This is a genomic window from Parerythrobacter aurantius (assembly GCF_045291475.1).
Taxonomy (GTDB): Bacteria; Pseudomonadota; Alphaproteobacteria; order Sphingomonadales; family Sphingomonadaceae; genus Parerythrobacter; species Parerythrobacter aurantius.
In genome coordinates, this window is the sequence record NZ_CP147985.1 from 1,515,294 (window position 1) to 1,536,527 (window position 21,234).

The following is a 21,234-nucleotide window of genomic DNA, read 5'->3' on the forward strand; positions in this document are numbered from 1 at the left end:
AATGAGCGATCACGAGTCGGAATCCGGAGCGTCGAACGACAAGCTCGAGGTGGGCCTCCCATGGTGGACACTGCTGTTTCCTTTTCTCGGGGCAGTGGCGGGCATCCTCGACCTCACCACACTTGGCGGAATCTGGACAGCTGTATTCGGAGCGATACTGGTCGGATCAGTGCTTTCAGCAGTGCATCACGCAGAAGTCATCGCTCACAAGGTCGGAGAACCTTTTGGCACGCTGGTCTTGGCAGTCGCCGTCACGGTCATCGAAGTGGCGCTGATCGTGTCGCTGATGATTTCAAGAGTCGCCAATGCCGAAACACTGGCTCGCGACACCCTAGTCGCCGCAATAATGATCATCATGGCCGCCATGCTTGGGGCCTGCTTCCTCATCGGAGGTTTCAAGTTTCGCGAACAGCATTTCACCCGAGACGGCGCGAACGTCGGCCTTGTCACGCTAGCTGCTCTTGCAGTGCTGGTGCTGGTTCTTCCGAATTACACCGGCAACAATGCGGGAGTGGGCCAATATACGGAATCCCAACTCATCTTCGTCGGTATCGTTTCCCTGATCCTTTATCTGACTTTTGTACTTGTCCAAACCGTTCGTCATGTCGCCTATTTCCTTCCCGCGAATGCGAAATTGAAGGACAAAGACGTACCGCCACCTAGCCTGCAGGTGGCGTGGCTCGCATTCGCCATGCTCATCGTGTCGCTCGCGGCAGTGATTCTGCTTGCCAAGGGCTTGTCTCCCATCATCCAAGGTGCGCTAATCGATGCGAACCTGCCCCTTGCGCTGATGCCGATCCTGATCGCCGGCATGGTGCTTGCGCCGGAAGGATTGGCTGCGGTGAGGGCTGCCCAGCGTGACGACCTCCAATCCGGGATCAACCTTGCCGTAGGATCCGCGCTCGCTGCGATGGGCCTGACCATTCCAGCGGTTGTTTTTGTCAGTATTTTGTTCGAGTTGGATATAACCCTTGGTGTGAACCAGCGGGATACAACGCTGCTAGTCCTGGTCCTGTTTGTATCGGCTGTCGGAATGGCGAGAGGGCGGGTGACCGTGCTGCATGGGATCGTTCACCTCGTGATTTTCGCTACCTATCTCTTCACAACCATGGTGCCATGAAGAAGCGCGACGGACGCATCATCGGTTCCTACGCCGCCGGGCGCACCGCCGCGCCGGCGCAGCAGTCGGGGTGACGGCGCTCTACGATACGATAGGCGTCGATTACGCCAATCTGCGCCGGCCCGATCTGCGAATTGCGGCGCAGATCGATACAGCCCTGGGCGATGCGAAGACGGTGCTCAATGTTGGGGCGGGCACCGGTTCGTATGAACCGGCTGCGCGGCAGGTCACGGCGCTCGAACCGTCGGCCGAGATGATTGCCCAGCGCGCGGAGGACGCGGCCCCGGCGGTCCAGGGCACGGCGGAGGAGCTGCCGTTTGCCGACGACAGCTTCGATGCGGTCATGGCGGTGCTGACCATCCATCACTGGACCGACAAGGCACGGGGGCTGGCGGAACTGCGCCGCGTCGCGCGCGACCGAGTGGTAGTGCTGACCTATGATCCCGATTTTCGCGGCCAGTGGCAAACGCACTACTGGCCGGGCCTGATCGGCCTCGACAATGGCGTGATGCCGCCGCTCGATTTTTTCGCCGCGCACCTCGGCCCGGTCGAGATCGTGCCGGTCATGGTCCCGCACGATTGCATCGACGGGTTCCTCTATGCCTACTGGCGCCGCCCGCAGGCCTATCTCGACTCGCAGATCCGCAAGGGCAGCTCGGGCTTCTGGCTGATCGACGGGGTGGAGGAAGGCGCACGGCGGCTGGAGGCAGACCTTGCCAGCGGTGCCTGGCAGCGAAGGCATGGGGCCTTGCTCGAGCGCGAGAGCTACGATGCCGGATATCGCCTCGTCACCGCGCGCTTCGGGTAGGGAGGGTTCCAACGACAATGTCCGCCTCGATAATCGTCATCGGCACCATCCGCCTGCCACCGCACAAGGTTGACGAGGCGCGTGGAGCGATGCGGCAAATGGTCGAGGCCAGCCGCGCGGAAGACGGCTGCCTCGAATATGCCTACGCAGAGGATGTGCTCGAGCCCGGCCTCGTTCGCGTGATCGAACGCTGGCGGGACTGCGCAGCGCTGGAGCGGCATTTCGCCGCGCCGCATCTCGCCGAATGGCGCGCAAGCTGGCCGGACCTCGAAATCGGGGAGCGCAAGCTGGTGAAATACGATGCCGGAACCGGAATGCCGGCCTGATTCCTGCCTAACGCGGCCGGTGCCCCAGCCCCGCGTCCCGCACGGGCGTGACGATCCAGTGGCCGGGGAATTCCTGCTCCAGCACCTGGCTGCAACAGCGGCACCGGCCTACTTCGCGCCCATACATCGTCTTGACCGTGCGGCGGTCGACATGGTGTCGGCCCAGCGCACAGCGAATTCGCCCGAAAAACATCGGTTGCGACCTCCCGTTATGTTCCCCTGTCGCCGCCGCCCGTATCGTGGCGCGGATGAACGCAAAGTGGCTAGCGGCAAGGCGTTCTCTGCTTGCCGCCATGCGTTGGCAGCGGCATGACGCGGGGATGACACAGTCGCAATTCGGGCCTCCCCATGACGTCCTCATCATCGGTTCCGGTGCCGCCGGGCTCACTGCCGCGCTGGCGCTGGCGGAAACGAAGCGGGTACTCGTGCTGGCCAAGGGTTCGCTCACCGGCGGCTCGACCGCTTGGGCGCAGGGCGGCATCGCCGCCGTACTCGACGAAGGCGACACTTTCGAGGACCACATCCGCGACACCATGATCGCGGGCGCGGGCCTCAACCGGCTGGAAACGGTCGAATTCGTGGTCGAGAACGCGCCTGCATCGATCGAGCGGCTGGTCGAGCTGGGCGTGCCCTTCAACCGCCAGTCCGACGAGCTGCATCTCACCCGCGAGGGCGGGCACAGCCACCGCCGCATCGTCCATGTCGACGACGCGACCGGCTGGGCGGTGCAGGCGGCGCTGGTCAAGGCGGCCGAGGCGCATCCGAATATCACCCTGCTGCCGGGGCGGACCTGCATCGACCTCATTACCAGCCGCAATGCCGAGCGTTACTCGGGCGACGGTCATGTCTGGGGCGCCTATGCCCTCGACGAGGCGAGCGGCAAGGTCGAGGCGCATGTCGCCCGCGCCACCGTGCTGGCCAGCGGCGGGGCAGGCCGGGTCTACCAGTTCAGCACCGCCCCGCGCGGCGCGACCGGCGACGGGATCGCCATGGCCTGGCGTGCGGGCTGCCGCGTCTCCAACATGGAGATGATGCAGTTCCACCCGACCTGCCTCTACAATCTGGAGGTCAAGAACTTCCTCATTACCGAGGCGGTGCGCGGCGAGGGCGGGCGGCTGTTCAACCCGGTCACCGGCGAACGATACATGGAGAAATACGATCCGGAGCGGCTGGAGCTGGCCCCGCGCGATATCGTCGCCCGCGCCAATGACGACCAGATCAAGCGCTATGGCCTCGATTTTGTCCACCTCGATATCAGCCACCAGCCAGCCGATTTCGTGAAGGGCCATTTCCCGACCATTTACGAGAAGCTGATGGGCCTCGGCATCGACATGACGAAAGAGCCGATCCCGGTCGTCCCGGCGCAGCACTACACCTGTGGCGGGGTGCTGGTGGGGCTCGACGCGCGGACCGACCTGCCCGGCCTGTGGGCGGCGGGGGAATGCACCGAGAGCGGGTTGCATGGCGCGAACCGCCTTGCGTCCAACAGCCTGCTCGAATGCTTCGTCTTCGGCGAGGCGGCGGCGAAGGACATCCTCTCCCGCTGGTCCGATCTCGCCCCGCCGCCGCCGATCCGCGAGTGGGACGCCAGCCGGGTGACCGATTCCGACGAGGAAGTCGTCATCAAGCAGAACTGGACCGAGATCCGCCGCTTCATGTGGAACTATGTCGGCATCGTCCGCACGACCAAGCGGCTCGAACGCGCCGCCCACCGCATCCGTATGCTGGGGCAGGAGATCGAGGACTATTACGGCAGCTTCCGTGTCACCACCGACCTCATCGAACTGCGCAACCTGCACCAGAGCGCCGACCTGATCGTCCAGAGCGCGCTCAAGCGGCACGAGAGCCGGGGGCTGCACTACACGCTGGATTACCCGGAAACCGATGCTCTTGCGCGGGATACGGTGCTGGTGCCGTAACGTTCGTCGGGCCTCCACGCCGCTTGGTCGGGAATATTGTTACGCCGGTAGAAGCGCGATTGTTTGAATCGTGCTTTGACGGCATTTGCTGTGTCGGGAGCGGCGCATCAGCCCCCAGCACGACCCCTTTGGTCCCGCGCCGCTCCCGATCGACCACCGATGCCCCCGGCACGAGGAGTTACGGGACTGTGCTCGGCTAAGGCGGTCAGGAAAGTGGCCGGTCATTCACCTGTTCGATGGAGGATGATCTGATGAAGACCCTAGCCCTTGTATTTTCGTTCGCAGCCTTGGCTGCCGCTTCGCAAACGCCTGCTCTCGCGGAAAGCGGCCAGGATGAGATTGTCGTCAGCCCGGCGCGGGCCATGGAAGACTGGCGGCAGAGCATCTCGCGCAACCTCAACCGCCATCTCGACAACGCCGTGGAACGTTTGGGTTCCGCGCCGGATAGTGGCATCGTCCAGCTGCGGTTCAAGCTTGACGAGGCTGGCCGGCCGGTCGCGATGCAAACCTATCGCAGTTCCGGATCGCTTGCCGGCGATCGCGCCGCGCGCTGGGCGGTTCGCCGGCTCGACGGGCTTGACCGGGGGCCGGTGGCGCGCACGCCGGATACGGTGTTCCAGGCCAACATCATCTTTGCCGGTTCTCGGGCGGAGCGGCTCGAGCTGGCTGACAGGCTGGCATGGATGGAACGCGAACGGCTGGCGCGCGGCGATACCGCTGTCGTAGCCTTGGGCCTGTAAGCCGCCCCCCGTGGACGCGAAAGACGGGCGGTCCAGCCGGCAGGCGAGGGCCGCCCGTTGCCGTCGGGGCATCTTGCCCGACCGGCCCGCTTGCGCCATGCAGCGCAAACGCGCAGCCGGGGGAGAGAGCGAGCCGTGCCAGAGATTACCGCCAACGGCATCACCATCCATTACGACGACCACGGGCCGAAGGATGCCGAGCCGATCCTGCTGATCATGGGCTTCGGCGCGCAGATGACGATGTGGCCGCAGGAACTGGTCGATGCGCTGGTCGCCCGCGGCTTCCGCGTCATCCGCCATGATAACCGCGATATCGGGCTCAGCCACAAGTTCGACGGGGTGAAGGCTCCCGGCATGATCCGCATGGCGCTGATGCGCAGGTTCGGCTTCAGGCCCAAGGCGCCCTATGGCCTGCATGACATGGCCGACGACAGTGCCGGGCTGCTCGACGCACTGGGGATCGACAGCGCGCATATCGTCGGCGGCAGCATGGGCGGGATGATCGCCCAGCATGTCGCCGCGCGGCACCCGCACAAGACGAGGTCGCTGACCTCGGTCTTCTCGACCACCGGCCACCCCAAGCTGCCCGCCGCGAAGAAGGAGGCGATGGAAGTGCTGATCAAGCGGCCGGCTTCGCTCGAAGAGGAGGTGTTGGTCGCGCACGGAAAGCGCGTGGTGCGCACGATCGGTTCGCCCGGCTATCCTCCGTCGGAAGAGCGGCTGGAGGAAAACGTTCGCGCCGCCGTACGCCGCAGCGTCTATCCCGAAGGGCCGCTGCGCCAGATGGCCGCGATTATCGCGGACGGGGACCGCACCAGTATGCTCAAGGACATCACCGCCCCGACCCTCGTCTTGCATGGGGAGGACGATCCCCTGATCCCGGTCGCCCACGGCCATGCGACGGCAGCGGCGATTCCCGGCGCGAAGATCGTCACGATCCCGGGCTGGGGGCATGACCTGCCGGTCGAACTGGCGGACGAACTGGCGACGCACATTGCCGGCCATGCCCGCGCTGCAGGCTAGGGCCTCGCTTCGGGCGCGTCGGCCAGTGCGGCCTTCCTCAGCTGCAGTTCCGGCCGCAACCAGCCCCACCACAGGGCATTCACCGGGGCGGAAACCATCCAGGCATTGCGGTCGGTCAGGAACGGGATGCGGGGCAGATCGACAAATCCCGCCGCTGCCACGCATCCGATTACGAACCATGCGGCCGCCAGCCAGCCGAGCGGCCGTTCGTAGCGGCTGCCGAAGCGCACGAGCTGGTCCAATATCCGGTTCTGCCGCATTCTTTTCACCCCGCCCGCGATTCCGAAATTGCGCCGCAGGCTAGCGAAAAAACACGGCTTGAGTCGAAAGATTCAATCACCACTTTTTTCTTCACAGATTGATTTTGGGGCTTGCGCGGTTCGCGACTCAAGCTTTCTCCACGCGTCGCCGTGTATTACCCGAACAAGACACCCTGTAATGGCCGGGCCGGTAACCATTAAATCGCAATTTACCCTCTTGCGCAGGAGACGTCGCTGATTCAGTATCTAGTGGTTCGCTGATAGGGCAAGCCCCAAAACCTAGTCAGATTGGCCCGCAGTTGCGGATTCCCGCAAGAGGGGGAGGAGTCGGTCGAGGCGAGTGCAAGGGGAGGCCTGTGGGCGAAACGGGGGACAGTCAGGGGACGGCGGAACGCATCGACTTTGGCTTTCTGGCATGAGGGTCGCGGCACGGGATTCGTTCCCGCATCGTTGCCCGAATCGTCGGAACAAGTGTAGAACGGGGATGGCTTCCGGGTCGTCCCGACAGAAGAGAGCGGGGCACAGGAAATGGATTTCAAGGCAGGGGATGACCGCGTGATGGAAGCAGACTTGCTGAGCGGAACCGAAGAGACGACCGAACACCCCCCCAAGACACCCGCGGCGAACCCCGCCAGGAAAGCAGTAAAGATGGAAACGCAGGACACGGGCAGCGAAGAACTGGTGGCCGATGCTGCCGGCGGGGCCATGGCCGAGGTGGCGAAGGCCGCAGCGGCCCCCAAGGAAGACAGCAAGAAGATCAACGACCGCCGCTTTACGATCGTCACCGACGAATCGCGCGACGCCCTGCTGACCGATTTCGGCAAGGAAACGCTGATCGACCGCTACCTGCTGCCCGGAGAGAACTTCCAGGACCTGTTCGCCCGCGTGGCCGATGCCTATGCCGACGACGAGGATCATGCCCAGCGGCTCTACGACTATGTCTCGAAGCTGTGGTTCATGCCCGCGACCCCGGTGCTGTCGAACGGCGGCACCAACCGCGGCCTACCGATCTCGTGCTACCTCAACTCGGTTTCCGACAGCCTCGACGGCATCGTCGGCACCTGGAACGAGAACGTCTGGCTGGCATCCAAGGGCGGCGGCATCGGCACCTATTGGGGCAATGTCCGCGGCATCGGCGAACCGGTCGGTTTGAACGGCAAGACCAGCGGCATCATCCCCTTCGTCCGCGTGATGGACAGCCTGACGCTGGCCATCAGCCAGGGCTCGCTGCGGCGCGGCTCGGCGGCCTGCTACATCGACATCCACCATCCGGAGATCGAGGAATTCCTCGAGATCCGCAAGCCGAGCGGCGACTTCAACCGCAAGGCGCTGAACCTGCACCACGGCGTCCTCATCACCGACGCCTTCATGGAAGCGGTCCGCAGCGGCAGCGAATTCGAACTCAGGTCGCCCAAAACCGGCGAGGTGCGCGGCAAGGTCGACGCCCGGTCGCTGTTCCAGAAGCTGGTCGAAACCCGGCTGGCGACGGGCGAGCCCTACATCGTGTTCTCCGACACCGTGAACCGGATGATGCCCAAGCATCACCGCGACCTCGGCCTCAAGGTCTCGACCTCGAACCTGTGCTCGGAAATCACCCTGCCGACCGGCATCGACCACCTGGGCAACGACCGCACGGCCGTGTGCTGCCTGTCCTCGCTCAACCTCGAGAAGTGGGACGAGTGGAACGGCGACAAGCGTTTCGTCGAGGATGTCATGCGCTTCCTCGACAACGTGCTGCAGGATTATATCGACCGCGCTCCGGAAGAGATGGCCCGCGCCAAGTATTCGGCCATGCGCGAACGTTCGGTCGGCATGGGGGTGATGGGCTTCCACTCCTTCCTCCAGTCGAAGGGGCTGCCGCTGGAAGGGCCGATGGCCAAGGCCTGGAACCTCAAGATGTTCCAGCACATCAGCGCCAAGGCCAACGAAGCATCGATGGTGCTGGCCGAGGAACGCGGGCCGTGCCCCGACGCAGCCGACATGGGCGCGATGGAACGGTTCAGCTGCAAGATGGCGATCGCGCCGACCGCGTCGATCAGCATCATCTGCGGCGGGACCAGCGCCTGCATCGAGCCGATCCCGGCCAATATCTACACCCACAAGACGCTGTCGGGCAGCTTCATCGTCAAGAACCCCTATCTCGAAAAACTGCTGCGCAAGAAGAGCAAGGATTCGACCGCGGTGTGGAACTCGATCCTCGAGAAGGGCGGCTCGGTCGCGCATCTCGATTTCCTGACGCCCGACGAAAAGGCGGTGTTCAAGACCAGCTTCGAGATCGACCAGCGCTATTTGCTCGAATTCGCCGCCGACCGTTCGCCCTATATCGACCAGGCCCAGTCGCTGAACCTGTTCATCCCGGCCGATGTCGACAAGTGGGACCTCGCCATGCTGCACTTCCAGGCGTGGGAGAAGGGCATCAAGTCGCTCTACTACCTCCGCTCGAAGTCGGTGCAGCGCGCCGGTTTCGCCGGCGGCGTCGAGGCCGACAACACCGCCGACGCGCCCAAGATCGAGCTCAATGCGGGCGAGCAGACCGATTACGAGGAATGCCTGAGCTGCCAGTAAGGGGTTGAAGGTCGCACCATGAACAACGCCATGCGCAACTCCGGTTGCCTGATCATTGCCGCCATCGTGGCCGTGCTGGCCATTCCGGCGATGCTCCTGCTGTGGCCGCAATATCGCGTTTATTCCAATCGGCTAGCGGGCGAAGCGGCGCTCGCTGAAGCCCAGTCTTCGCGCAAGGTCGCGATCCTCGAAGCGGAGGCCAAGAAGGAAAGCGCCATCGCCCTTGCCGAGGCCGAGGTTATCCGTGCGGAGGGGGCAGCCAAGGCCAATCGTATCCTGCAGGATTCGCTGGGCGGGCCAGACGGGTACCTGCGTTATCTCCAGATACAGGCGCTGGAGGATACCGAAGCCAGCCTCATCTACGTCCCGACCGAGGCGGGCTTGCCGGTGACGGAATCGAGGCGAGTGGGGCAATAGGGGTTGGCAGCTCGGGCGGCGGGAAACCTGCTCGGGCCGATCAACCCCATGGGTCGTCTGCCGAGGAGCGCCTAACCTCACTCTTCCAAGGCCGTCGCGCCGGGTCCGCCAAAACGGGAACCCCCGGTGCCGGACGCGCCCCTGAGGAAGAAGGCCGCCGGTCACCGGGGGAGGCACCGCCCGATCCATCAAGGGAAGATTACGGGGGTGCCGGGCGCGCGGCCCGCATCATCTGCAGGCGGCGCGCGCCAGGGAAATTATCGGGTGAAACGCTCGCTCAGACCGTGGTCGTCGCGCGCGTGCCGAGGCCGGCGGGGATGCGAGCATCTTCCTTCAGCCAGACGCGGTTTTCCGCGATCCGGTCGACCATATCGATCGCGAGGAAGTGGTGCATCTGGTCGGCGCTGTCGGACTTGGTGAGCTTGATGTTGTCGCCATCGACCTCGTCGACGGTGCCGACATGCTGGCCGCGGGTGTCCACGACTTCCATATGCTCCTTGATGCGAAGCTTCTCGAACATGGGAATATCCTTTCGTTTTCAGTTCCTTATGAACCAATAACGGAAGGGGCAGCGGTTCGTTCCGCAATTCGTCGACGCATGCGCACGGCTCACGGGCCGGGCGGTCGTCAGCTGGCGATGCGGTCCACCCGCAGCTCGATCCGCTCGGACACGACCACGCGGTCGCGTCCCTCGTCCTTGGCCCGATAGAGCGCGCGGTCGGCGCGGGCGGTCAGTTCGGCGAGGTCGATTTCCGCGCCCGGCCCGCTGGAGGCGATGCCGATGCTGGCGCTCAGCTGCCGCGCCTCGTTCTCGCGCACCCGTACCTCGACGCCGGCGATCTTGCTGCGGACGATCTCGGCAAAGGCGCTCGCCTCGGCCAGCGTGCGGCTGGGGAAGGCGCCGATGAATTCCTCGCCCCCGAAACGTGCGACGATGCCGTCGGTCCCGGCGAAACATTCCTCCAGCGCGCGGGCCACGCTGCGCAGCGCCCGGTCGCCGGCCTGATGGCCGTATTCGTCGTTGAAGCGCTTGAAGTGGTCGAGATCGATCATCATCACCGAGACCGATCCGCCCCCGGCCCGCGCTCCGTTGCGGAAGGCGCTGTCGAAGACGCTGCGGAACGCGCGGCGGTTGGCGAGGCCGGTCAGCGCGTCGCTTTCCGACAGTTCGCGCAACACGGCGAGATTGTATTCGAGCTCCGCATGGGTGAAGCGATCGCGCAGGTCGTAGAGGAAATTGCGCTGGCGCTGCTCGCCGTTGCGGATGGCGATGACGAGCGCGCCGCCGCCGACGAGGACGGTCAGGATCGCGTGTTCCAGCCACTGCGTCAGCGGCAGCGGCGCGGGCCACAGCGAAACCAGCAGCGTCGCCGCGACGAAGCCGGCGGCAAAGCCGGCCAGTTCCTCGCGCAGGAACGGCAGCAGCATTACCGCCATGGCGAAGAGCAGCGTCGTCGCCATGGTATAGCGCGCCGCGGTGGCCGGCTCGGCAAAGCCCGCCAGGTGAGTCGCCACCGCGGCAAAGGCGATCAGGCAGCTCGCCATCCCCAGCTTGAGGATGCGCAGCGGCAGCCGCCGCGCCAGCAACAGCAGGACGATGGCCGGCGCCACCACCAGCACCGCGCGCAGCGCCAGGCCGCGGGCGAGATATTCGGGCAGGGCCACCGCATCGAGCAGGATCGACAGCACCGTCACCGCCAGTCCGACCAGCTGTTGCTGGAACAGCTCCTGCCGGATGCTCTCGCCGTTGCGTTCGAAATAGGCGCGTCGCAGCACCGGCGGCCAGGCCGCAAAGGCGCCGCCGCGTTCGACCGCCTCGTGCACGGCCTGCTCGATCGCGGAGCGCTGGAACGGGCTGGCGGCGGCGGTCATGCGATGTGTCGGTACCCCTCGTGCCAACGGAGAACGCGCCCGTCCGCCCGGCATGGCCGGGGCAGCGGTTGCAACGAAGCGCCCGCTATGGCCGAAAAGGGTTAAGGCCGCGTTTTCCTTGGCTTAGGGGATGGGCGCAGGAACCGCCCGCAAGGCGGTGGAAAAGACCCGGACTTTCGCCCGGGCTTGCTATCGAATCACCGATGTGATTCCTATGTTGGAAATTCACGCCGATCCGTTGGAGACACAAGATGTCGTTGCTCGAAGCCCGCAAGACCTACAAGCCCTTTGAATACCCGTGGGCCTACGAGTTCTGGAAGCGGCAGCAGCAGATCCACTGGATGCCGGAAGAAGTGCCGCTGGGCGAGGATTGCCGCGACTGGGCGCAGAAGATTTCCGAACACGAGCGCAACCTGCTCACCCAGATCTTCCGTTTCTTCACCCAGGCCGACGTCGAGGTGCAGGATTGCTACCACGACAAATACGGCCGCGTGTTCAAGCCGACCGAGGTCAAGATGATGCTGACGGCGTTCAGCAACATGGAAACGGTGCACATCGCGGCCTATTCGCACCTGCTCGACACCATCGGCATGCCCGAAAGCGAATACAGCGCCTTCCTCGAATACGAGGAGATGAAGGACAAGCACGATTTCCTGCAGCAGTTCGGCGTCGATACGGACGAGGATATCGCCCGCACGCTGGCGGCCTTCGGCGGCTTCACCGAAGGGCTGCAGCTGTTCGCCAGCTTCGCCATGCTGATGAACTTCCCGCGCTTCAACAAGATGAAGGGCATGGGCCAGATCGTCAGCTGGAGCGTGCGCGACGAGAGCCTGCACTGCGAAGGCATCGTCCGCCTGTTCCACGAATTCGTGCGCGAGCGGGACTGCCTGACCAAGGCGGTCAAGGAAGACCTGATCGACATCTGCCAGAAGACCGTGCGGCTGGAAGACAACTTCATCGATCTGGCGTTCGAGATGGGCCCGGTCAGCGGCATGAGCGCGAAGGAAATCAAGAAGTACATCCGCTACATCGCCGACTGGCGCCTGGGCCAGCTGGGCCTGCAGCCGATCTACATGATCGAAGACCACCCGCTCCCCTGGCTCGCCCCGCTCCTCAACGGGGTGGAACACGCCAACTTCTTCGAAACCCGCGCGACGGAATATTCCAAGGCCGCGACCAAGGGCAACTGGAACGACGTGTGGTCGAGCTTCGACAAGCGCCAGAAAGCCAAGGCCGCGAACGAGGAAGACAGCGCGGTGGACGAGGGACCGGATATGTTCGGTGAGACGGGCGCCGGGAGTGTGGCGGCGGAGTAGAAGCATCGGTTTCGGAGCCATCGCTTGACTCGCGTCAAACGTTGACTAAGATCCCGTTTTGTTCCAAGACTTAGGGGCCGATCAATGCTGAAGCGTTCCAGCGCGCCTTCGCCGGCCAATGATCTTCTTGATATTGCAGGCAAGACCAAGTTCGCCACTATTCTCGCCGATCCCCCTTGGCAGTTCCAAAATAGAACGGGGAAAGTGGCACCAGAGCACAAGCGGCTCAACCGCTACGGCACTATGGAACTTGCCGATATCTGCGCGTTGCCTGTTGCGGATATCGCGGACGATCCCGCTCACCTCTATTTGTGGGTGCCAAACGCGTTGTTGCCTGACGGTTTGGATGTGATGAAGGCATGGGGATTCAGATATGTTTCCAACATCGTGTGGGAAAAGGTTCGCAAAGACGGTGAGCCCGATGGGAGAGGTGTAGGGTTCTATTTCCGCAACGTGACTGAAGTTCTGCTTTTTGGTGTTCGCGGCAAGAGCGCTCGAACACTTCAGCCGGGGCGTAGCCAAGTTAATATCATTCGGAGCCGCAAGCGGGAGCACAGCCGCAAACCGGATGAACAGTATCCGATCATTGAGGGATGCAGTTGGGGACCTCGTATAGAGCTATTCTCGCGAGGGAAGAGGAAAGGCTGGACGGTCTGGGGCAATCAGGCTGACGAAAGCTACAAGCCGGACTGGAACACCTATACTTACAATAGCGGCGTAGCTATTCCGACGGAATGACCACCGATCACCTTGTTCCGCAAGACATAGCAGAACTCTACGAGATACATGAATGGCGAAACGCGGTTGGCGTGTTGCAAACTGCTTGCCCGGATGAGTGGATCGACATTCAAGCGGCCCTTCGCGCCTTCCGTCTTATGCGAAGCGAGATCCTGACGGCAGGTGGGAGCCGCTCCTCCATCGTTGCCAGATTGGAGCAACCGCTTAAAGATGCGGGCTGGGTTGAGAAGCAATTCGAGACAGCAATTGTAGTCGATGGCACTCAAAGAGAATCGCCAACGCACAGTGTCGACTGCTTTAAGGGGCGCGTTGCGCTTGAGGTTGAGTGGAACAACAAGGACCCCTTCTATGATAGGGACCTAAATAACTTCAGGTTGCTCTTCGACCTCCAAGTGATTGATGTAGGTGTCATTATCACGCGGTGCTCCGAGTTGCAGGCAATTTTCAACGAGCTTGGCCGTGGGCCGAGCTTCGGCAACTCCACAACGCACATGGGCAAACTGCTTCCTCGGCTGCGAGGCGGTTCTGGTGGCGGCTGTCCGATTGTGGTCTTCGGGATCAGCCAAGCGCTATATGTTGCCGACCAACTGATCTAACGCCACCGCCCCTTCGGTACCGCGTAGCTATCCACCCGCCGCTCAAGCCAATCGTGCCAGCTGGCATTCACCGCGCATAGCAGGGGTTGCTGGGCGATCCCCGGCGCGGGGCCTACCCCTAACCCCTCCCGCAAGCGGGAGGCGACCTTGTGGGTCTGACCCATCGGGAATGGCGCAATCTCCTCCCCTCTCGCGTGCTGGAGGGGCCGGGCGTGGGCGCGGAGCCGCTGGCCCCATACGGCAGTGCATTCTCGAGCCGAATAATCTACCGCAACGCCATGCGCATCGCCGAAATCGCGACCTATTACGCCATCGCGATCAACCTTGTTGCCTTCATGTCGTTCGGCATCGACAAGTCGCTGGCCGAAACGGGCAGCTGGCGGATCAGCGAGGCGGCGCTGCTGGGCTGGGCGCTGATCGGCGGGACACCCGGCGCCTATGCTGGCCGCGCCCTGTTCCGCCACAAGACCCGCAAGCAGCCCTTCAGCAGCGAGTTGCACGGCATCGCCAAGCTTCAGGTCTTTGCTGTGATCGGGCTGGCCGTCTATTTCGCCTTGGCCTGACTCACCGCCAGCAATCCCGCCGCCGGCCCCCAACCGAAAAAAACTTTCCTACATGGCCAAAATCTGGCTCATCCTGCCAGATGACCCGCAAGCGCCCCCAGTCGAAACAGGCCTCCGCTCCCGCCGCCTCGTTCCAGCCGGAACCCGCGGCAGCCCCGCAACTTCCGGCCCACCCGCCCGAGCCGCCCGCCTCGCGCGAGCTCGACGCCCACGGCTTCGACCCCGCCGACTACGACTGGCTCCCCGTCACCCGCAAGCCGCGCAAGGACGGTTGGTCACCCAGCCGCCAGCGCGAATTCATCGCTGCGCTGGCGGAATCGGGCTCGGTCGAGGTCGCCGCCATGCGGGTCCACATGAGCCCGTCCTCGGCCCACCGCCTGCGCCGCTCGCCGGGGGCGGAGCAGTTCTCCGCCGCCTGGGACGTCGCCTTGCAGCATGCCGCGCAGGTGCTGCTCGACACCGCTTTCGAACGCGCCTTCAACGGCACCACCGAGCCGGTGTTCGACCGCGACGGCCATCATGTCGGCACCCGCCATCGCCAGAACGACCGGATGCTGATGTTCCTGCTGCGCGCCTATATGCCCGAGCGGTTCCGCCACGCCCATCGCGACTGGCGCAGCCCGGGCGAGCAACTGCCGCCGCCGCCGGTGTCGATGGAGCAGGCACTGGCGCAGATGGCCCCGGTCCCACCCGCCGAACCGCATTCGCTGATGGCACCCGACGAACTGGAGGACGTGCTGCAATGCGCTGAAATCCTCGATGGCAAGCTGCCTGGCTGGCGCGAGGGCGCGACCGATACGATGCCTGCGCCGCTGCCCGATGTCGAGCGCGAGACCGAGTACGAACTGCTCAAGGCCGGTGTCGAACGCGACAGCGACGGCAATTGGGTCCCCGGTCCGGACTATGTTTTCGAGTGAACTTTGTGTGAACTTCGGGTTCGCGCCGCGGCGCGCTTGACCGGCCCTACCGCGCCGGCACCCGGTCGCGGATGCGGTCGAAGCCGGCCTTTATATTGGCAAACCGTGCCTCGATGTAGGGTTCGAACTGGGTGTCGGTGAAGATGTAGTCCCAGTTGCCCTCGATCCCCTCGCGCACCAGTTCGCCGACATAGCGCGGGTCGATCCCGGCCTCGATCGCGGCGCGGGCCTGCTGGACCAGCTCGGCCGCGCCTTCGCCCTCGTTGACCGGCTCGATCTCGCCGAAGCGTGCCGGCAGGTGGCGGCGCGACTCCATGATCTGCGTGCGGATGAAGCCCGGGCACAGCACGGAAACCCCGATGCCGCGCGGGGCGAGATCGACCCTGAGCCCCTCGCTCAGCGCGACGACGCCGTATTTGGTGACGTTGTAGGACGGGCCGGTCGCGGCGATCAGACCGGCGATGCTGGCGGTGCTGACGATCTGCCCGCCTTCTCCGTGCCGTTCCATCAGCGGGCCGAAGATCTCGATGCCCCACACCACGCTCATCAAATTGACCCCCAGCGCCCAGTCCCAGCTGGCATCGGTCCATTCGCCATAGCCGCTGCCGCCGCCGACCCCGGCGTTGTTGACGAGGATATGGACCTTGCCGAAGCGTTCGATGGTGGCGTCGGCGGCCTGCTGCAGCTCGGCCTTGAGGCTGACGTCGGCGCGCACGCCCGCGACATCGGCGTTGGTGCCCGCCAGCCCCGCCACCGCCGCATCGAGCGCGGGCCGGTCGATGTCGCACAGCATCACCTTGACCCCGGCCGCGGCGAGCGCCTGGGCGATCCCGAGCCCGATCCCCGAACCCGCGCCCGTAACGAATGCGACCTTGCCTTCGAGCTGCTGCATGGTGTGTCTCCCCGCAAGTGCGACCCGCCATGCGCTGCATGGACCTGCACGGCGATACAGGCAATCGCAGACTTCGCCGCGCAGGTGACCGGACCTGCGGGTCCCGCCCCTCTGCGTACGAACCTCGAAGCGTGCTAGGAACCCCAGGGGGCGGGCGGAACCGCGACCGGACGGGTCGTGTCGAACTCGACCCGGAACAGGCGATCGGCAGGGGCACCGGAGGCGATGGTTCGCCTGAGCTGGTAGGCGAAGCGCGCCTCGGGCGATCCGGCCGGATCGACCTCGACAGTCCAGACATTGGTGACGGAGGCGGGCAGTCCGGCTCCTTCGAACATTGCGATGCTCTCGGCGTCGACAGGGAACGACTGGCTGCGCCGGGTGCCCTCATCGGCGGTATCGCCGCCGTACATCGTCACCGCATCGCCGGTGCCGTCCTCGTGCCGATGGTCGTGCTTGAGCCGCAGGCCCGATTCCGTGCGGGTGAGTACCCAGGTGCGCGACCGGTCCCAACTGCCATCGGCGCGCTGGACGTGAAAGGGCACCCGGATCTCGCGCTCATCGCAGCTGCGGACATGCATGACCATCGACGCGCCGCGAAAGGCGGCATCCGCAGCATCGTCGCTGACGAGTGCCCCGGCGTAGGCCTTGCCGCAGTGACCGGCGAGTGCGGTCCAGAATACGTCCTGGGAGTCGGCTGGCTGAGGGGCGGAAGCGCATCCGGTCAAGGCGATGACGGAAACAACGGGCAACAAGGCGATACGACGTGTCATGGCGCGGATCGTGGCACCGTCTTGCTCCGAAGCCAAGCCTTGCCCCGCACCCGCGAGCCTCCTGCGGTTTCATGGGGAGGAGGCGTATCGCCTGGTCCTTGGTGCTGTGCATGGCCTGGCCGCCGGCAGCGCATCAGGCGCACCAATCGATGTGCGATCCGCTCCAGCCGCTGTCTTCGGCGAGGCCTTGTTCGACCATCTCCTCGCTCAGCCATTCCTCGCGGCCTTCGGTCACCCGCCACGCGGCGCGCAGTTCGCGGCCATACTGATCGCGCGTCGGATCGTCGCCGCCATCGATGGTGAACGGGCCGCGGTTGAGCCAGGCGAGCAGCGCGCCGCGCGCCTCGCGGGCCTTGAGGCGCTCCGCCTCGCAGGCCCCGTCGAGTTCGGGCGCGTCGAAGCCGGTCAGGCGGATGCGGCGCTGGCCGAAGGCGATGGTGTCGCCGTCGATCACACAGGCGCCCGAGTGGTGCAAGCCGCACAGGGTGAACCTGGCCTCGGTCGGCGTGCCATTGCGGAGCGAAGCGGGCCGGCCGCTCAGCCACAGGCTCGCACCGATAATGGCGGCCACCACCAGCCATGGGCGGAGCCTGCGCCAGCGGGCGGACCAGCGGCGCTGGCGCTGCCACTTGCGGTCGAACTGCGGCGGGCGGATCACGGCCATGCGCCGCCCCTACACCAGCGCCGCCGACCTTGCATCGCGTGCTTCCCTATTTCCCACGCCTGCGCTAGGCGCGGCGCGTCTGACACGAGGACCCGGAATGGCGGATAGCGACACCCCGATGCTGCAAAAGGCCGAAGTGCTGATCGAGGCGCTGCCCTATTTCCAGCGCTATGCCGGGCGCACTTTCGTGGTCAAATACGGCGGCCACGCCATGGGCGATCCGGAAGCGGCGAAGGACTTCGCCGAGGATATCGTGCTGCTGAAGGCGGTCGGCATCAACCCGGTGGTGGTCCACGGCGGCGGGCCGCAGATCGGCGCCATGCTCAAGAAGCTGGGCGTCGAAAGCACCTTCGTCGATGGCCTCAGGGTGACGGACAAGGCCACCGCCGAAGTCGCGGAAATGGTCCTCTCCGGCGCGATCAACAAGGAACTGGTCGGCTGGATCGCGGGGGCCGGCGGCAAGGCGATCGGCATTTCGGGCAAAGACGGCGGGCTGGTGACCGCGCGCAAGGTCGAACGCACCACGCGCGACCCCGACAGCAATATCGAGCAGGCGGTGGATCTCGGTTTCGTCGGCGAGCCGAGCCATGTCGATACCACCATCCTCGACACCGCCGTCGCCGCCGGGATGATCCCCATCGTCGCCCCGATCGGCGCGGGCGAGGACGGGCACACTTACAACATCAACGCCGATACTATGGCGGGCGCGATCGCGGCCGCACTGGGCGCGGCGCGGCTGTTCCTGCTGACCGATGTGAAGGGCGTCCTCGACAAGCAGGGCGACCTGCTGACCGACCTGACCCCGGCGCAGATCGGCGCACTGAAGGACGACGGCACCATCAGCGGCGGGATGATTCCCAAGCTCGAAACCTGCGTCCACGCGGTCGAAGCCGGGTGCGAGGCGGCGGTGGTGCTCGACGGGCGAGTGCCGCATGCGATGTTGCTCGAATTCTTCACCGCGCGCGGGGCGGGAACGCTGATCCGCGCCGGCGATTGAAGCAATAGGCCCGGCGTATTATACTGTTGATACACCCTCGCGGTCTCGGCTAGGTTCTATACGAGACTGCATCACACGGTTCGAAAGGTAAGCAAGCCTTGCTGCTCTACACAATCTACCAGATCCTGGAGATCATCACCAATGTGGTCGTGATGCTGGTGATCGTCCAGTTCATCATCGGGCTGCTGCTGGCCTTCAACGTCATCAGTACCAGCAACCAGTTCGTCACGGCGGTCTACCAATCGATCAACTCGCTGATGGAGCCGGTGCTGGCACCGATCCGGCGGGTCCTGCCCGGTACCGGGGCGATCGATTTCTCGCCGCTGGTCCTGATCATCGGCTTGCAGATCCTGATGATCATCATCGGCAACGTCATTCGCGCCACCGCATGACCGCAGCTGTTATCGACGGGAAGGCTTTCGCGGCCAAGCTGCGCGAGCGGGTGGGCGAACTGGCCGCCGGTTTCGAGGCGCAGGCGGGCCGCAAGGCAGGCCTCGCCGTAGTGCTGGTGGGGGATGACCCTGCGAGCCAGGTCTATGTCGCCTCCAAGGCCAAGCAGACGGTCGCCTGCGGCATGGCCAGTTTCGAGCATCGCCTGCCTGCCGATACGTCGCAGGCCGATCTCGAGGCGCTGGTCGACCGGCTCAACGCCGATCCTGCGGTCGACGGCATCCTCGTCCAGCTTCCGCTGCCCAAGGGCCTCGATGAGCAGGCCGTGGTCGCGCGGATCAGCCCGGACAAGGATGTCGACGGGCTGACCCCGACCAGCACCGGGCACCTCGCACTGGGCCTGCCGGGGCTGGTGCCTTGTACCCCGCTCGGCTCGCTGATGCTCTTGAAGGACCGGCTGGGCGATCTTTCCGGAATGGACGCGGTGGTAATCGGTCGCTCGATCCTTGTCGGCAAGCCGATGGCGCAATTGCTGCTGGCGGAGAACTGCACTGTCACCGTGGCCCACAGCCGGACACGCGATCTGCCCGACGTCGTCCGCCGTGCCGATATCGTGGTCGCCGCCGTTGGCCGGGCCGAGATGGTCCAGGCCGACTGGCTCAAGCCCGGCGCGACGGTGATCGATGTCGGCATCAACCGGCTCGATCCCGATCCCGGGGCAGAGAAGGGCCGGCTGGTCGGCGATGTCGATTATGCCGGTGCCAGCGCAGTCGCGGGCGCGATCACCCCGGTCCCCGGCGGGGTCGGCCCGATGACCATCGCGGTGCTGCTGCGCAACACGCTGGTGGCGGCGCATCGCAATGCCGGGCTGGCCGTTCCGACCAAGCTTTAGGCTTACAAGTTCCGCGCGAGCGGGTAGGGGGACCGAATGCTGAAAGCCGTTTCCGCCCTTGCCCTTGGCGCCCTGCTGGTATCCTGTGCCGCCAGCCAGCCCCGCACGCCGCGGCAGATGATCGACCGGGCGCTGGCGGCCTCGCCGGGCAACGCCAGCCCGGGCAAGGTGGTTGCCGCCGAACTCGCTTTCGCGCGGCTTGCGCGAGAGAAGGGGCAGTGGACCGCCTTCCGCACCTTCGCCGCCGATGATGCGGTGATGTTCGTGCCCGAACCGGTCAATGCGCGCGAGTGGTTAGCCAGGCAGAAGGACCCGGCGGAATCGGTCAGGTGGCAGCCGCACCAGGTGTGGATGAGCTGCGACGGCTCGCTGGCCGTGTCCAAGGGTGCCTGGCAGCGGCCCGACGGCAGCTTCGGCTATTTCACCACCGTGTGGGAAAGGCAGCAGGACGGCGAGTACAAATGGGTCATGGACCAGGGCGATGTGCTGGCGGAGCCTCTTGCAGAGCCTGACGTGGTCGAGAGCGAAACGGCCTCGTGCACACCGGAACAACCCGGTCCCGATATCCGCCTTTCGCCCGTTGCCCCGGACAATACCCGGATGATCGGCGGCCGTTCGCAGGACGGCAGCCTCGAATGGTCGGTCGCATATTCGCCGGGCACGCATCGCAGGCATATGCTGGTGACCCTCGTGCGCGAAGGCAAGCGGTGGGGCGTGTTCATGCAGACGGTCTATCCTGCCGCAGGTGGCCAATGACCGAGCTCTTCATTTCCGCCTTCATCACGCTGTTTGTTGTGATCGACCCGCCGGGCTGCGCCCCGATCTATGCCGGGCTGACCAAGGGCGCCACGCCCGCCCAGGCGCGCAGCATGGCCTTGCGCGCCACGGTGATCGCCTCGATCATCCTGCTGATCTTCGCCCTGTTCGGTCAGCAATTGCTGGCCGCGCTGCACATCGAGCTCGACAGCTTTCGCATCGCCGGCGGGCTGATGCTGTTCTTCATCGCCTTCGACATGGTGTTCGAGAAGCGCACCCAGCGCCGCGAGGAGCGGGCCGAGAAAATCGCCGCCACACCGGAGGTCGAGGACGTCTCGGTCTTCCCCATGGCGATGCCGATGCTGGCGGGGCCCGGCGCGATCGCCGCGATTATGCTGCTGATGAACGAGGCTGCCGACTGGAACGAGCGCGGCGTGGTGCTGGCGGCGCTCGCGGCAGTGCTGCTGATCACCGCCGCAGCGCTGGTCGCCGCCGGCCCGCTGATCCGAGTGCTGGGCGACCGGGTCGAGGCCGTCATCACCCGCCTGCTCGGCGTGCTGCTGGCGGCGCTCGCGGCGCAGTATGTGATCGACGGGCTGAAAAACAGCTTCGGGGTTTAGGGGCCGGATACGGTCGCGAAGCGACCGCAAGGCCGACCGGCCGCCCGAAGGGGTGGCCCCTCAGGGGCCGGGT

24 protein-coding genes are annotated in these 21,234 nt (G+C 65.0%); 18 read left to right on the forward strand and 6 right to left on the reverse strand.

Going from position 1 to position 21,234, the window contains the following annotated elements:
* The first annotated feature begins 1 nt into the window (after position 1).
* The 6 genes from WAB17_RS07460 (at position 2) to WAB17_RS07485 (ending at position 5,936) form a co-directional block, all read left to right on the forward strand.
* Entirely contained in the window at positions 2–1,120 is a 1,119-nt protein-coding gene (locus WAB17_RS07460; RefSeq protein WP_435416730.1) for a calcium:proton antiporter, read from the forward strand.
* A gap of 70 nt (positions 1,121–1,190) precedes the next feature.
* Entirely contained in the window at positions 1,191–1,928 is a 738-nt protein-coding gene (locus tag WAB17_RS07465; RefSeq protein ID WP_435416731.1) for a class I SAM-dependent methyltransferase, read from the forward strand.
* Positions 1,929–1,945: 17 nt separating this feature from the next.
* Positions 1,946–2,254, forward strand: coding sequence for a putative quinol monooxygenase (locus WAB17_RS07470; protein ID WP_435416732.1), 309 nt, complete (start codon positions 1,946–1,948; stop codon positions 2,252–2,254).
* Positions 2,255–2,574: 320 nt separating this feature from the next.
* Positions 2,575–4,173 carry an L-aspartate oxidase gene (nadB, locus tag WAB17_RS07475; protein ID WP_435416733.1) on the forward strand — a complete coding sequence of 533 codons (1,599 nt, stop codon included), beginning with the start codon at positions 2,575–2,577 and terminating at the stop codon, positions 4,171–4,173.
* Between the two features lie 251 nt (positions 4,174–4,424).
* Positions 4,425–4,913, forward strand: coding sequence for an energy transducer TonB family protein (locus WAB17_RS07480; RefSeq protein WP_435416734.1), 489 nt, complete (start codon positions 4,425–4,427; stop codon positions 4,911–4,913).
* A gap of 135 nt (positions 4,914–5,048) precedes the next feature.
* On the forward strand, positions 5,049–5,936 hold the full coding sequence (locus WAB17_RS07485; protein ID WP_435416735.1) for an alpha/beta fold hydrolase: 888 nt from the start codon (positions 5,049–5,051) through the stop codon (positions 5,934–5,936).
* On the opposite strand, the gene WAB17_RS07490 is transcribed toward WAB17_RS07485, so the two are convergent.
* The gene (locus WAB17_RS07490) at positions 5,933–6,196 is read right to left on the reverse strand and encodes a hypothetical protein (protein WP_435416736.1); all 264 of its coding nucleotides are present in this window, start codon (positions 6,194–6,196) and stop codon (positions 5,933–5,935) included. The two genes, WAB17_RS07485 and WAB17_RS07490, sit on opposite strands and share 4 nt — an antisense overlap.
* Positions 6,197–6,724: 528 nt before the next feature.
* On the opposite strand from WAB17_RS07490, the gene WAB17_RS07495 reads away from it, so the two are divergent.
* A complete protein-coding gene (locus WAB17_RS07495; RefSeq protein ID WP_435416737.1) occupies positions 6,725–8,761 on the forward strand; it encodes a ribonucleoside-diphosphate reductase subunit alpha in 2,037 nt (678 codons plus the stop codon).
* Between the two features lie 18 nt (positions 8,762–8,779).
* Positions 8,780–9,178, forward strand: coding sequence for a membrane protease subunit (locus tag WAB17_RS07500; protein ID WP_435416738.1), 399 nt, complete (start codon positions 8,780–8,782; stop codon positions 9,176–9,178).
* A gap of 277 nt (positions 9,179–9,455) precedes the next feature.
* Here WAB17_RS07500 and WAB17_RS07505 read toward each other — a convergent pair whose 3' ends face one another.
* Both WAB17_RS07505 and WAB17_RS07510 read right to left on the reverse strand, forming a co-directional pair.
* Positions 9,456–9,698, reverse strand: a complete 243-nt coding sequence (locus WAB17_RS07505; protein WP_435416739.1) for a DUF2171 domain-containing protein — start codon at positions 9,696–9,698, stop codon at positions 9,456–9,458.
* A gap of 107 nt (positions 9,699–9,805) precedes the next feature.
* Positions 9,806–11,050, reverse strand: a complete 1,245-nt coding sequence (locus WAB17_RS07510; RefSeq protein ID WP_435416740.1) for a diguanylate cyclase — start codon at positions 11,048–11,050, stop codon at positions 9,806–9,808.
* Between the two features lie 251 nt (positions 11,051–11,301).
* Between WAB17_RS07510 and WAB17_RS07515 the strand changes: the two genes are divergently transcribed.
* From WAB17_RS07515 to WAB17_RS07535, 5 genes are all read left to right on the forward strand, one after another.
* Positions 11,302–12,366 (forward strand): ribonucleotide-diphosphate reductase subunit beta, encoded by a 1,065-nt coding sequence (locus tag WAB17_RS07515; protein ID WP_435416741.1) that lies wholly within the window; start codon positions 11,302–11,304, stop codon positions 12,364–12,366.
* A gap of 84 nt (positions 12,367–12,450) precedes the next feature.
* Positions 12,451–13,104 (forward strand): MT-A70 family methyltransferase, encoded by a 654-nt coding sequence (locus WAB17_RS07520; protein ID WP_435416742.1) that lies wholly within the window; start codon positions 12,451–12,453, stop codon positions 13,102–13,104.
* Positions 13,101–13,700: a BglII/BstYI family type II restriction endonuclease gene (locus WAB17_RS07525; protein WP_435416743.1), complete on the forward strand. Its 600-nt coding sequence runs from the start codon at positions 13,101–13,103 to the stop codon at positions 13,698–13,700. Before WAB17_RS07520 ends, WAB17_RS07525 begins: the two co-directional genes overlap by 4 nt.
* 149 nt (positions 13,701–13,849) lie before the next feature.
* Entirely contained in the window at positions 13,850–14,263 is a 414-nt protein-coding gene (locus tag WAB17_RS07530) for a DUF1294 domain-containing protein (RefSeq protein ID WP_435416744.1), read from the forward strand.
* Positions 14,264–14,343: 80 nt separating this feature from the next.
* Positions 14,344–15,180 (forward strand): hypothetical protein, encoded by an 837-nt coding sequence (locus tag WAB17_RS07535; protein ID WP_435416745.1) that lies wholly within the window; start codon positions 14,344–14,346, stop codon positions 15,178–15,180.
* A 46-nt stretch (positions 15,181–15,226) separates the two neighbouring features.
* Here the strand turns inward: WAB17_RS07535 and WAB17_RS07540 are convergent, their stop codons facing one another.
* From WAB17_RS07540 to WAB17_RS07550, 3 genes are all read right to left on the reverse strand, one after another.
* Positions 15,227–16,072: an SDR family NAD(P)-dependent oxidoreductase gene (locus WAB17_RS07540; protein WP_435416746.1), complete on the reverse strand. Its 846-nt coding sequence runs from the start codon at positions 16,070–16,072 to the stop codon at positions 15,227–15,229.
* A 134-nt stretch (positions 16,073–16,206) separates the two neighbouring features.
* Positions 16,207–16,842 (reverse strand): hypothetical protein, encoded by a 636-nt coding sequence (locus WAB17_RS07545; protein WP_435416747.1) that lies wholly within the window; start codon positions 16,840–16,842, stop codon positions 16,207–16,209.
* 133 nt (positions 16,843–16,975) lie between these two features.
* The gene (locus WAB17_RS07550) at positions 16,976–17,506 is read right to left on the reverse strand and encodes a thermonuclease family protein (RefSeq protein WP_435416748.1); all 531 of its coding nucleotides are present in this window, start codon (positions 17,504–17,506) and stop codon (positions 16,976–16,978) included.
* Between the two features lie 97 nt (positions 17,507–17,603).
* On the opposite strand from WAB17_RS07550, the gene argB reads away from it, so the two are divergent.
* From argB to WAB17_RS07575, 5 genes are all read left to right on the forward strand, one after another.
* On the forward strand, positions 17,604–18,503 hold the full coding sequence (gene argB / locus WAB17_RS07555; RefSeq protein WP_435416749.1) for an acetylglutamate kinase: 900 nt from the start codon (positions 17,604–17,606) through the stop codon (positions 18,501–18,503).
* A 98-nt stretch (positions 18,504–18,601) separates the two neighbouring features.
* Positions 18,602–18,895, forward strand: a complete 294-nt coding sequence (locus tag WAB17_RS07560; protein WP_435416750.1) for a YggT family protein — start codon at positions 18,602–18,604, stop codon at positions 18,893–18,895.
* Positions 18,892–19,785 carry a bifunctional methylenetetrahydrofolate dehydrogenase/methenyltetrahydrofolate cyclohydrolase FolD gene (gene folD, locus WAB17_RS07565; protein ID WP_435416751.1) on the forward strand — a complete coding sequence of 298 codons (894 nt, stop codon included), beginning with the start codon at positions 18,892–18,894 and terminating at the stop codon, positions 19,783–19,785. The genes WAB17_RS07560 and folD overlap by 4 nt, the downstream gene beginning before the upstream one ends.
* A gap of 36 nt (positions 19,786–19,821) precedes the next feature.
* A complete protein-coding gene (locus tag WAB17_RS07570; RefSeq protein ID WP_435416752.1) occupies positions 19,822–20,541 on the forward strand; it encodes a hypothetical protein in 720 nt (239 codons plus the stop codon).
* On the forward strand, positions 20,538–21,161 hold the full coding sequence (locus tag WAB17_RS07575; protein WP_435416753.1) for a MarC family protein: 624 nt from the start codon (positions 20,538–20,540) through the stop codon (positions 21,159–21,161). The genes WAB17_RS07570 and WAB17_RS07575 overlap by 4 nt, the downstream gene beginning before the upstream one ends.
* Positions 21,162–21,234: the final 73 nt, after the last annotated feature.